This window comes from Chryseobacterium sp. MMS23-Vi53, assembly GCF_047651245.1.
Taxonomy (GTDB): domain Bacteria; phylum Bacteroidota; class Bacteroidia; order Flavobacteriales; family Weeksellaceae; genus Chryseobacterium.
Map to the genome: position 1 here is coordinate 65,139 of NZ_CP180265.1, position 12,253 is coordinate 77,391.

Genomic DNA, 12,253 nt, shown 5'->3' on the forward strand with positions numbered 1-12,253 from the left:
ATTAAATTGATTATTTTAAGCTCTTCAGATTTTCTGAAGGGTTTATTTTTTTCTTGATAATTTATATTAGACAAAAATTTTTTTTAATAATTCAATATTAAAAAATTCACAAATAATTGAAAATTTTAATTTAATTTTATCCTCCGAAGAATTCTCTTCAATTGTACTGTTTATCGGAAGCGGATATCAGATTCGCTACAGATTTTTCATGGCAAGATATCTCGTCATGATTCAATTTTAAATCATAATTTTTTAATAAACTAAAATAATAACTATGAAAAATTTATTCAAGTACATTCTATTGGTAAACATTGCCTTATTTTCTGTAGCTTGTAGCTCAGATAGGGATGAATTTATCGATGAACAACCGAGTGAAGTAACGACCGTATTCTACAAAAATGCAACAGAATTGGCTGCGACTTACGATCCTTCAAACAGTGTAAGTCAGACAATGAGAGATCAGATTTATGACCTTTATAAAAAAGGAAAATGGAGTGAACTGGAAACTTTATTTGTAAGCAATAATTTAAATGGAAAATGGCCGCCTGCAAATGGAGGATTTAATATTGTAGATGATACGCCAATTACGATGGGGCAAAAATACGACCGATACAGCGGTGCAATCGGAACTTACAGCGGGACGGGAGCGCCAACTCTGGGCGGAAGTTTTACAAGCCCGATCATTAACGGATACGTTTACACTTTCGGGCAAAGAGCATTGAATCAACCAGAAAATTCTTATGATTTTTATTATGAAATTGAAGTTTTAAATAATTTATTAACTTTCAAAGGACAAACTGCGGATATTATTCCTTGGTTTGGTCAAGTTGGTCGTGGAAAACAAACAATGTGGAAAATCCCGATCGATCCTGCAACGGGTTATCAAAAAACATGGAACAAACTGGCTCAGGAAGGGTATATTAAAGTAACCATCAAAAAGAATCCAAGTGGAAATTATCCTGGAGCAGTTGGTGTGGTTATTCAACAATAAATAATTTAGATGTATTCAATTTCAAGAAAAATAAACATTGACAATCAGGCTTCTGTTGAAAAAAATATTTTCAGCAATGATGAGGTCGAACCATCAGCAGAAGTAAAATTCAAATGTTGTAATTGTGATCATGAAAATAGCGTTCAAATTACACCTTATGAATCTGGTTTCCCAATTTTTCAATTATATAATGAAGAAAAATTTTTATGTAAAAATGAGTTATTAAGAAATAAAATCGTTTCTAAAACTTCGGAAAATTTACTTCATTTTGGAGAATTGACGGTAAATAATTTACCCACTTTGTATTTCGGAACAGATTGCACATCTTGTCATTCAAAATATATTTGTGTTTTTAGTTATGGAGAAAAGCAACCGGGATTAACTTTGCTTACTATTTCCGGAATTTGGAAATATCATGATATTGAATAAAGTACAATCTAAAATTTGAAATAAGAAAAAGCCACAATCGATAAATTGTGGCTTTTTTTGAAAAAATATACTATAATTAAGATTCGGTGTTCACTAAACTATAATTTAAAGATGCCGGTTCTTTGCCGAACAAACAAGAAAAAATATTCTGAAATTCGTGGATATATTTACATTTAATGGTATTTCCATAAATTTTTAATCCTTCCAGAATTTTCTTTGAATCTAAGTCAAAATCATATTTGATGAATGATTCCGGTCTTTCGTATCGTATACGCTGTTCAGAGCTGTAAGTTCTTGAAAATCCGAATTTTTCTAACCATTCTTCTGTGATTTGGATAGGTTTTATTGATTTTGCGGGAACTGAAAACCCATGAACATCATTCTCAATTTTTACAAAATAATCTTTTTCATCATTTTGGAATATTTCAGTAATATTATAAATCTGATTTTTATATTCCACTAAATTTTTAATTTTTAGATCTGCAACGTTCATAATACTTTGTGTTAAGGTTATTATTAAGTAAAGTGAGTTTTATTTGGTAATAGAAAGGTTGCAAATACTATGCCTTATGCGGTGAATTATATTTTAAACTATTGTTAATTCTGGTTAAAGTTTTTCACGTAAACCCTTTATAGTTCACTGAAAATGAATTTAAACAGATTTTAAACGAAATTTTAAAAGGTTAAAAATGTGGTATTTTTGTGGTATCTGAAATATTTTTAAGAGACAATTATTTTGCAGTTAAGGATTTTCTGTCGATAGTTAGTATATAAGAAATTAAAATAGCTAAAATTAAAATTAATATAAAAACATTCCATGAAGTGGCATGAAGAATATATCCTGTCCCGCTTCCCAAAATACTTGATCCAAAATAGTAAAAAAGCCAATAAATAGAAGTCGCAGAAGATTTTCCCTCCTTTGCACGAAGCGCTGTCATCTGACTTGCCATCGTATGTGCCGCAAAAAATGAAAGCGTAAATACTCCAAGACCGAAAATGACGATGTAAATATTTTCAGAAATTAATAATAAAGTCCCGATCAACATTAATATAATTGAACCTTTAAGAATGTGTTTTTTCTCAAATCTTACAGACAATCGACTCGTTATCATCGTTCCGAAAACTCCGAAAGTGTACATTAAAAATATAAAGGCAATAAAAAAATGACTTAATGAAAATGGTTCATATTCTAATCTGAAAGTCAGGTAATTATAAACGCTTACAAAAGCTCCAATGATTAATGAAGCAATAAAATATAAACGAAGCATATAAGAATCGGTTAAAAATCTTTTCATTTGCTTCATTTTCAGATGATAATCAGTTTTTTGTGGATTGAAAAATTTTGACCTTGGGAAGAGTTTCCAGAAAATTAAACCTAATAATAAACTTTCAATTCCGATAATCAGAACAGCATTTCGCCATCCAAATTCACCAGCCAATATGGTCGCCAAAATTCTTCCGCTCATCCCGCCAATCGTATTTCCGCTTAGATACATACTGATTGCCAACGCAACAACCGAAAGCTGAACTTCTTCGGTAAGATATGCTAAAGCCACCGCAGAAACGCCTGAAATTACAAATCCTTTCAAAACACCGATTGCAATAAGGAGTGTCAAACTCGGAATCCAAGTTGAAACAATCGTTAGTATTGCCGACGAAATCAGTGAAAATACCATTAAATTTTTCCTTGAAAAACTATCTGCCTTAAAAGCGAAAAAGAATAATCCGCAAGCCATCCCGATTGTTGCCGATGAAACCAAAAGCGAACTGTCACCGACCATTGTTTTAAAATGCTCTGCAATCATTGGAAGCAAAGGCTGAAAAAGATAAAGCTGCGCAAAAACAGAAAGTCCGGAAAGGAAAATACAAATTTTAATCAATTGAAAACGTTTACTTTGTCTGTCTGCTTTTTCGCCTGTATCCATGATTTTAAAAATTCAGAAGATTTTTTCACTAAATTTTTTGATAATGCAAAGTTCCTGAAATTTTTTAAATCCGTAAAACGCTTTATTTTGATAATGTTGATCGCTAAAACCGATGATGAAAAATATAACTTTAGATTGATTTTTATCTTAAGCCTTAACAAGTTTTTCTGAATAGATAATCAAGCAAAAATACATTTTTCACCGAAAATGATTATTCAAAAATTTTATTAAATTGTAACCGTAAATCCCCTTACAAATGATCGAAGATTTTCCATTTTACTTATCATTGATTGTTGCAATCGTTTTACTGATTATGGTGGCAAACAAAATTAAAGTCGCCTATCCTGTTTTGCTTGTTATTGCGGGACTTCTGATCAGTTTTATTCCCAATATTCCAATGATAAGGATTGATCCCGAACTTATTTTTATCATTTTTCTTCCACCTTTATTATATGAAGCAGCCTGGTCAATTTCATGGAAAGAATTGTGGAAATGGCGAAGAATCATAGGAAGTTTTGCATTTGTAGTTGTCTTTCTCACAGCAACAACTGTGGCTTTTGTAGCCAATCATTTCATTCCCGGATTTTCTTTGGCGCTTGGATTTTTGTTGGGAGGAATCGTATCTCCGCCCGATGCAGTGAGTGCTGGAGCTATTCTGAAATTTGTAAAGGTTCCCAAAAGAATGTCGTCGATTTTGGAAGGAGAAAGTTTACTGAATGACGCATCTTCATTAATAATTTTCCGTTTTGCAATGATTGCTGTGGCGACGGGGCAATTTATTTGGCATGAAGCAGTTTTAAGCTTTTCGTGGATGGTAATCGGTGGAGTAGGTGTAGGCGTTTTAGTCGGTTGGCTTTTCATGAAAGGGCAAAAAATTTTACCGACAGATGCGAATATGGACACGATTTTAACGATTGTTGCGCCTTACGTAATGTACATCGCTGCAGAAGAAGTCCACAGCTCTGGGGTTTTGGCGGTGGTAAGTGGCGGTTTGTTGTTATCGAATAATAGGCACAATTTTTTAAGTACTTCCTCACGGTTGAGAGGAATTAATGTTTGGGAAAGTCTGGCTTTTGTACTCAACGGATTGGTTTTTATCTTAATAGGTCTCGATCTTCCTGAAATTACTTCCGATTTGGAAGGTGTGAGTATTTTTGCAGCGATAGGCTACGGTTTATTAATTACAGCTGTTTTAGTCATTGTGCGAATAATTTCCGCTTACGGAGCAGTGATTGTAACATTAATTGCACGAAACTATATTCCCGTTGCAGATAAGAGAAGTCCGGGCTGGAAAGCACCTGTTTTATTGGGATGGACGGGGATGAGAGGCGTAGTTTCTTTGGCTGCAGCTTTATCAATTCCGGTAAAAATGTATGAAGGCGGTCCTGATTTCCCTCAAAGAAATTTAGTTTTATTTATAACATTTATTGTGATTTTAACGACTTTAGTAATTCAGGGAATGACATTACCTTATTTAATCAAAAAAATGCATATGCCTTCTTATAACGATCATTTACCGGATGACGAAGCCGAAGATCTGATTCGTAGGGAAATGGCAAAGCTGACTTTGGAACATCTTTCTAAAAATTACAGTGAAATGCTTGAAAAAAGTCCGTTTTTACATCAAATTCATGAAAAATGGAAAGGAAAAATAAACGAAGAGTCAGATATAAAACTTTCCCCCGAGATCAAAAAGGCTTATCTGGATCTGCTGAATCATCAGAGAGCTTGGCTTATCGAGCAGAATCATGATAAAAACCAGCATTTCGATGAAGATCTTATCAGAAAACACCTCATGAAGATTGATCTGGAGGAAGAAAGAATTTTATTGGTTCATTAAAAAAGACAGCAATTTTTGCAGATATTCGTCTTCTTTTACCACCTTATTGTACGATTGTCTCGCGTAAACAGGAGAAAGTTCATAGTTTTCCGGCTTCGAATTAATATCCTCATTTTCGATATAATTCAAATGAAGTGTGTAATCTTTGATTAGTTTATTGATTGCTTTTCTCTTTATTTTACATAAAGTATTATTCTTTATTTTTTGTAAAGAGTTAAGAATGAAAGATTTATCTCCATGGAAATTAATTATATTTTTCACAAACGACAAGTTGTGATTGTCCTGCATTACAGAATGCTCATCTTCAAAAATCATGACGGTAAATTTTAAGGTTCGTAGAAATGGTTTTAAACACTATAAATGATTAGGAAGAATCAACGGACGGGAATTGAAAAAGACTTCTTCAACAAGAAGATCAATTTTCGTACTGAAGTATAGGTTACAGGTTCCATGATATTAATATTTATGTGTGTGGTGTAAAAAATAATTTGTTGAGTTATTTTCTCTTTAAAATTTTAACTTCAAAAATCTAACCAAATATATACATAAGTTTTAAAAAAACGAAAATTTGTAATAAAATGCTTTTAAAATGTAATATTTATCTCTAAATAAGATTTATTGTTGATATTTTTGTGGTATCTGGTTGGTATTATTTCATAAATAACATTTTTAAAATTGCTTGTTATTGATTGCACGACTTCAAAAAATTAAGTTTAATTTCTATCTTTTTATCGTTCTTTTTTAGGAGCTTTTTGTTGCTTTCCACTATATCTTTTGCTCCGCTTCGCAACTCAAAAGGATGCCGTTTCAATTAGGGTTAATGATAATATTAGGTCAAATTGATTTTAATTTAGATTTAATAAAATTTTTCAAATACAATTTTAAATTCCTCTAAATAATCAATTTATGTTGGCTGTTAGATAAATAATTTCCACTTTTGGTCTCATTTTTGTTAATAAATGCGAAACGCACAATATGACAAAAGAAAATTATAATCATCTGATGGGTAAAACCCGTCGTGAAATTATGAGAGAAGTAGGAGATTCATTTAATAATTTCAACTATTTTAAAAGCAAAACATGGACTTACGAAATTGGTAAAACATGGATTGGTAAAAAAATTATTCTCTCGCTTACTTTTACTGATGAAAAAGTTTCCGAAATTATTTTATTGAAAAGTTTTCGAAAATGTTGATTTTATAGTAATCAAATAAAAAAGACCTCCCATTCCTGAGAGGTCAAAATTGACTCATTTATTGAATTTTTTTAACTCAATCAAATTATTTGTGGTTTTCCAGCCATTGAAGACGGCGCTCGTCGGGTAAATGCTTCACTTTGAAATTTTCAAAACTTGCATTGAAGCCTTTTCCGTCCGGACAGGCGGCCATTAAACCGACCATCACAGGAGAATTGTCCTGAAGATGGGCATTTCGCATCATTACATAATTCTTATCATCAAAAGAATAGAAAACTTCGATGGCATCCAGCTTTCTTACAGCCTTTATCCAAACTTCAGATGGTATTTTATCTAAAGTAATCACACTCCAATCGCTGGTGTGATGTGTTACAACGGTACTTAAATTATATTTTCCGTCTACAAATTCGATTCCGGCTTTTATGTAATTTTCTTTGTCGATTCTCAGCATCAATCCCATTTGATCGAATCTTACTTTGTAATCGCCTTTGATCTTTACTTTCGCTTCAAATTCTCCACCGTAAGTTGTATATAAAAATGGGGCATCATCTACTGTAAATCCGTAGTGTGAAATCCTCCAATAATCGCTTTGAGGTGTTACAAACATCGATAAACTGTTGTTTTTGATTTCCCATTTTTCCGGCTCATTGAACCACGACATTTTATCCAATGTCTGTGCAATACTTTTATTAATGATAAATAAAGCACAAAAACTTAAAAATATTCTCTTCATTGATGATATGGGGCTAAATTATTATTTTAGCAAAATTAAAATTAATAAAGAGTTTCATCAATACTTATAAATAACCATTTTTTATGGAAATAGTAGAAACACTGAACCAGACGTTGCTTCACAAGAATTCTGGACAAAATAAAGCTTGTCAGTTAGATATTGAAGTTTATAAGAATATTGCCTTTTCTTATTCGCAGATGGAAAATTCTATTGCTGTGCTGAGTGATATGCAGCTCAACAAAAGTTTTGTTTTTACTTCCAAAACGGCTTTGGAATTGGGGTTAAATTTTAAGGAAAATCCTACCGTAATTGATTCTATTTGGGAAGAGGAAATTTTAAAGAAAATTCATCCGGATGATAAACTTAAAAAGTATATTCATGAATTAAGGTTTTTTAAATTTTTAGATTCCTTACAGCCGGAAGAACGCAGCGATTTCAGTGTTCTATCGAGAATGAAAATCAAAGATAAAGATGATGTTTACAAGTTTATTCAGCATCGAATGTTCTATTTTTATTCGCCTTTCAACGGAAAACTGCGATTTGCGCTTTGTCTTTATAATATTGCTTTGGAACAGTCTCAATTTTTATCTTCGGATTTTTTAATCATTAACTCCACAAAAGGCGAGGTGATTGTAGAAGATAAATTAAATTACAAAAACATCCTCTCACAAAGAGAATTAGAGATTTTGAAGTTAGTCGGAGAGGGTTTTACCAGCAAAGAAATTGCCCATTTTTTATCAATAAGTATCAACACGGTAAGCAGACATCGACAAAATATCTTAGAGAAACTAAATGTAAAAAATTCTATTAAAGCAATTAACGATAGCTTGGCAAAGGCTCCTTAATGTCTCAAAAAAGTTAATTAAATATTTAATTTTTAATACTTTGCATAGAATTTAACAGTTAAATTTTTATTCAGAATTAATAAAATCTATTGTGGATATATCCCTAATTTAAGACTTTTTAATAAAAATATTTCACACATAACAAATTTTCTTAGTAAATAAGCGGAATTCTACTCGAAATAATCTTATATTTGTTATATTAAACAGCTAACAACTTTAAGGATGAACATTGACTTTAACACAGCCACAGTTAGGGATTTCGAAGATATTCCAAATCATAATATTGCACAGCGTGCAGATTTATTTTATGAGTTTTTGGAGTACGTTGAATCTCAGGGGCATATGAACTACAGATTGAAAAATACCACAGGTACAAACTCTGTAGTAAATGTAAATATCAGGAACGAAAACAGGGAATATGTAAGTTTCGTTTCGAGCGACTATCTCGGTTTTACACAACACCCAAAAGTAAAACAGGCAGCGATAGAAGGGATTGAGAAATATGGAACCGGAACAGGTGCAACACCGCTTATCGGGGGATATTTTGACTATCACAACAAATTAGAAAATAAAATAGCTTCTTTTTTTGGAAGACAACAGGAAGAAGCAGCCATTTTTACAACAGGATATACTGCGAATAGTGCTTCGCTACAGTGTTTGTTGCAAAAAGAAGATATCGCCATTTTAGATATGGCAGTACATGCAAGTGTACACGAGGGATGTGCTTTTACCAATAAAAAAACATTTCCTCATAATAATTTGGAAGCTTTGGAACATATTTTGAAGACTTCTGAAAATATATACCGTACCAAGCTGGTAGTAATAGATGGAGTGTATTCACAAGATGGGGATACATCGCGAGTAAATGAGATCTACGACTTGGTAAAAAAATACAATGCCTTCCTAATGGTGGATGATGTACATGGTGTGGGAATTTTAGGAGAAACAGGTAGGGGAACTTTGGAGGAAGCAAAATTGCTGGATAAAGTAGATATAATTACAGGAACATTCAGTAAAACCTTTGGAAGTTTAGGAGGATATGTAATTGCTGATAAAAAAATTGTAGCTTTATTAAGATTTCAATCTCGCCAACAAATTTTTTCGGCTACGGCTCCCCCTTCATCTGCCGGAATTATTAAGGCTATTGATCTGATTGATGAAGAACCGATCTGGAGACAGAAACTTTGGGACAACATCAATTACTTTAAAAAAGGACTTGATGATCTTGGTTTAGACACAGGAATTACGCGTTCGGCAATTATTCCTGTAAAAATTGGTGATCCTCATGTAACAGGTGACGTTGGAAGACTACTAATTGATAGAGGTATCTATACAAACCCGATTTTGTATCCGGCGGTACCAAGAAAAGATGCGCGTATAAGGATGAGTGTGTCGGCAAGACATGAGAAAGAACATCTGGACAAAACGCTTAATGCATTTGAAGATATCAATAATAAATTGCATATTGCAAAAAAATAAATATACTATATGCCTAGAAAAGTTGTGCAAGGCCCAATAAGGGACAAAGAAAAAACAAAACAAAAACTGTTGGCTGCAGTTGGAAAAATTTTAAGAGTAAAAGGATATTCCGGTCTTAAAGTAAGTAAGATTGCAGCCGTTGCAGGTTTTGATAAAAAATTAATATACGAATACTTCGGTAGTACAGAGAAGTTGATCGATGAATACATCAAATCTCAGGATTACTGGACGAAAGTAAATCAAAATGTTGAGGTTGATATTTCAGACGGTGGAAAAGAACTTTCCAAGCTTATGGTACTCAATCAGTTCGATAATCTTAAAAAGAATAAAGAACTTCAGAAGATTATTCTTTGGGAACTTTCTGAGAGTAAACTAATGCTTAAAAAGTTGGTAGATCAACGTGAAGAGGTTGGAGGTATGCTTTTCGAACATATTGCCGATCCATACTTTGGTGAAGATGCAACAAGATACAGAGCAATTATGGCTTTGATTATTTCAGGTGCATATTATTTAAATCTTTATACAGGTTACAACGCTAGTAAATTCTGCGGTATCGATTTAAAGACCGAAGATGGAAGAGGAGAGATCGAAAAAGCAATCACTGAATTGATCGATTTCGCTTACCAAAAAAAATAATGATGAGAAAAAGTTTTCCTATTTGACCAAAAAATAAGTTTTGTTGATAATTTGAAAACTTTTCATTTTCAAATTAGAACTATATTTCTTACTTTTGGCCAATGGAAAATTTTATTGTATCTGCTCGTAAGTATCGTCCACAGGAGTTTGACACTGTTGTTGGACAATCGCACATTACAGATACTTTAGAACATGCTATTGAAGAAAATCAATTAGCACAGGCTCTTCTTTTTTGTGGTCCCAGAGGTGTAGGTAAAACTACATGTGCCAGAATTTTGGCAAGAAAGATCAATGAGAAAGATGGTTCTGTTTCAGAAGATGGATTCGCATACAACATCTATGAGCTGGATGCAGCATCCAACAACTCGGTGGATGATATTCGTGAGTTGATTGATCAGGTGCGTTTTGCACCTCAGGTTGGTAAATACAAAGTGTATATCATCGATGAGGTTCATATGCTGTCTTCTGCGGCATTTAATGCCTTCCTTAAAACACTTGAAGAGCCACCGGCTCATGCCATTTTTATATTGGCGACTACTGAAAAACATAAAATCATTCCGACCATTTTGTCTCGTTGCCAGATCTACGACTTCAAAAGAATCGTGATAGAAGATATTCAGGCGCATCTTAGAAATATTGCTCAAAAAGAGAATATTCAATACGAAGATGATGCTTTATATCTTATTGCTCAGAAAGCGGATGGTGCGTTGAGAGATGCTCTTTCGATTTTTGACAGACTCTCTACATTCTCCCAAAAGAATATTACACTCGCCAAAGCTGCCGAAGTTTTGAATATTTTGGATTATGATCAATACCTAAAGATTGTAGATTTAGCCAAAGAAAATAAAATTCCTGAAGTACTTTTTGCATTCAACGATATTGTGAAAAAAGGTTTCGACCCTCATATTTTTATTGCCGGATTAGGAAATCATTTCAGGGATTTAATGATGGCTCAAAATGCTTCTACGATCGATCTCATTGAGGTAGGAGAGCAAACGAAAACTAAGTTTGTGGAACAGGCTCAGAAATGGAATCCTCAACAACTTATAGATGCGATTGAGATCTGTAACCACGCAGATATTAATTATAAAAATTCTAAAAATCCTCGACTTACGGTAGAAATTGCTTTAATGCAATTGGCTTCTTTGACGGCTAATTCAGACGTTACTAAAAAAAAAAGTTCTTAATTCTAGCTCCGTTTCTTAATGAGAAACAGGAGATCAAATTACCCGAAAAACCAAATGAAATAAAAGAACAGAAGGTTGAAGAAAAACCTGCTGCCTATCTTAGCAATCCTCAGGAAGTTGAGGTCAAAAAAACGACTACAAAACCTTTATCGAGACAAGGTGGATCTTCCGGTTTCAGCATCAATTCTTTTTTGAATAAAGAGGAAAGAACTGAGACAGAAGATGAAGTTGCCGTAAAAACAGAAAGCCTTCCTCAAAATCATTTTACTGATACCGATCTGCAGGTTGAATGGAATTTGTTATTGAAGCAACTTCAAAGAAAAGATACATTTGTTTTTAATGCAATTAAAGCTTTTAAACTGATAAAATCCGGTGAAAATCAGATCACGGTTTCTTATCCTTCAGATTCTGCGAAAGTTGAATTTGATAAAGTAAGCAGAGAATTTTTTAATCATTTTAAAACAAAGGTTCACAATTTTTCTATTGAAGTAGATTACAAAAGAGATTTTGAAAATCTGAAGGTCGAAGTAATGACCAAAAGAAAAATCTTTGAAAAGTTTATAGAAAAAAATCCTTTATTGAAAGATCTTGATGATTTAATGAGATTTGATTTAACATAAGTTTTTATCGATCGATTTTAATTAATTTTATATTTAAAAATCAAGATTTAGATTAAAGAAAATTAATTTTACCAAAAAGCTTGTATTTAAATAAATTTTATATATTTGTCAAAGATTTGTACAGAAAATCATTTTTTGACAAAGACAAAACAAACAAAGAAAAGCTAGAAATAGACAATTTTACAAGTGGAAAACTTATTAAAGCCATACACGTCTACTTTTGCACCCGCTGAATTTTTTAGCGGTTATTTTGGTTTTTCTTTTTCTTATTTTAGAAATTTCAGAACGTATTATCGATTTTATTATTGGTATTGCTAAACTGAATTTCTTCCAAAAAAATCACAGGGATAATAGATTTCTTCTTATTTCCTGAT

At 32.6% G+C, this 12,253-nt stretch carries 13 protein-coding genes; 9 read left to right on the plus strand and 4 right to left on the minus strand.

Annotated elements, in window-relative coordinates; genetic code table 11:
- Positions 1 to 274: 274 nt before the first annotated feature.
- The gene (locus ACKX2A_RS00305) at positions 275 to 991 is read left to right on the plus strand and encodes a hypothetical protein (RefSeq protein WP_415327026.1); all 717 of its coding nucleotides are present in this window, start codon (positions 275 to 277) and stop codon (positions 989 to 991) included.
- 9 nt (positions 992 to 1,000) lie between these two features.
- The gene (locus tag ACKX2A_RS00310) at positions 1,001 to 1,420 is read left to right on the plus strand and encodes a hypothetical protein (protein WP_415327027.1); all 420 of its coding nucleotides are present in this window, start codon (positions 1,001 to 1,003) and stop codon (positions 1,418 to 1,420) included.
- A gap of 76 nt (positions 1,421 to 1,496) precedes the next feature.
- Here ACKX2A_RS00310 and ACKX2A_RS00315 read toward each other — a convergent pair whose 3' ends face one another.
- Both ACKX2A_RS00315 and ACKX2A_RS00320 read right to left on the minus strand, forming a co-directional pair.
- Complete coding sequence (locus ACKX2A_RS00315; RefSeq protein WP_415327028.1) at positions 1,497 to 1,913, minus strand: hypothetical protein; 417 nt, start codon at positions 1,911 to 1,913, stop codon at positions 1,497 to 1,499.
- Positions 1,914 to 2,151: 238 nt separating this feature from the next.
- Entirely contained in the window at positions 2,152 to 3,345 is a 1,194-nt protein-coding gene (locus tag ACKX2A_RS00320; protein ID WP_415327029.1) for an MFS transporter, read from the minus strand.
- A 256-nt stretch (positions 3,346 to 3,601) separates the two neighbouring features.
- Here ACKX2A_RS00320 and ACKX2A_RS00325 point away from each other — a divergent pair, with 256 nt between their 5' ends.
- A complete protein-coding gene (locus ACKX2A_RS00325) occupies positions 3,602 to 5,185 on the plus strand; it encodes a Na+/H+ antiporter (protein WP_415327030.1) in 1,584 nt (527 codons plus the stop codon).
- On the opposite strand, the gene ACKX2A_RS00330 is transcribed toward ACKX2A_RS00325, so the two are convergent.
- The gene (locus ACKX2A_RS00330; RefSeq protein WP_415327031.1) at positions 5,171 to 5,500 is read right to left on the minus strand and encodes a hypothetical protein; all 330 of its coding nucleotides are present in this window, start codon (positions 5,498 to 5,500) and stop codon (positions 5,171 to 5,173) included. The genes ACKX2A_RS00325 and ACKX2A_RS00330 overlap by 15 nt on opposite strands.
- 660 nt (positions 5,501 to 6,160) lie before the next feature.
- Between ACKX2A_RS00330 and ACKX2A_RS00335 the strand changes: the two genes are divergently transcribed.
- The gene (locus ACKX2A_RS00335; RefSeq protein WP_415327032.1) at positions 6,161 to 6,379 is read left to right on the plus strand and encodes a hypothetical protein; all 219 of its coding nucleotides are present in this window, start codon (positions 6,161 to 6,163) and stop codon (positions 6,377 to 6,379) included.
- An 85-nt stretch (positions 6,380 to 6,464) separates the two neighbouring features.
- Here ACKX2A_RS00335 and ACKX2A_RS00340 read toward each other — a convergent pair whose 3' ends face one another.
- Positions 6,465 to 7,112, minus strand: coding sequence for a DUF1349 domain-containing protein (locus ACKX2A_RS00340; protein WP_415327033.1), 648 nt, complete (start codon positions 7,110 to 7,112; stop codon positions 6,465 to 6,467).
- An 83-nt stretch (positions 7,113 to 7,195) separates the two neighbouring features.
- On the opposite strand from ACKX2A_RS00340, the gene ACKX2A_RS00345 reads away from it, so the two are divergent.
- The 5 genes from ACKX2A_RS00345 (at position 7,196) to ACKX2A_RS00365 (ending at position 11,879) form a co-directional block, all read left to right on the plus strand.
- Positions 7,196 to 7,957, plus strand: a complete 762-nt coding sequence (locus tag ACKX2A_RS00345) for a response regulator transcription factor (RefSeq protein ID WP_415327034.1) — start codon at positions 7,196 to 7,198, stop codon at positions 7,955 to 7,957.
- A 222-nt stretch (positions 7,958 to 8,179) separates the two neighbouring features.
- Positions 8,180 to 9,436 carry an aminotransferase class I/II-fold pyridoxal phosphate-dependent enzyme gene (locus ACKX2A_RS00350; RefSeq protein WP_415327035.1) on the plus strand — a complete coding sequence of 419 codons (1,257 nt, stop codon included), beginning with the start codon at positions 8,180 to 8,182 and terminating at the stop codon, positions 9,434 to 9,436.
- 9 nt (positions 9,437 to 9,445) lie between these two features.
- Positions 9,446 to 10,072 carry a TetR/AcrR family transcriptional regulator gene (locus ACKX2A_RS00355; RefSeq protein WP_415327036.1) on the plus strand — a complete coding sequence of 209 codons (627 nt, stop codon included), beginning with the start codon at positions 9,446 to 9,448 and terminating at the stop codon, positions 10,070 to 10,072.
- A 101-nt stretch (positions 10,073 to 10,173) separates the two neighbouring features.
- The gene (dnaX, locus tag ACKX2A_RS00360) at positions 10,174 to 11,259 is read left to right on the plus strand and encodes a DNA polymerase III subunit gamma/tau (RefSeq protein WP_415327037.1); all 1,086 of its coding nucleotides are present in this window, start codon (positions 10,174 to 10,176) and stop codon (positions 11,257 to 11,259) included.
- A gap of 191 nt (positions 11,260 to 11,450) precedes the next feature.
- Positions 11,451 to 11,879, plus strand: coding sequence for a hypothetical protein (locus tag ACKX2A_RS00365; RefSeq protein ID WP_415327038.1), 429 nt, complete (start codon positions 11,451 to 11,453; stop codon positions 11,877 to 11,879).
- Positions 11,880 to 12,253 lie beyond the last annotated feature (374 nt).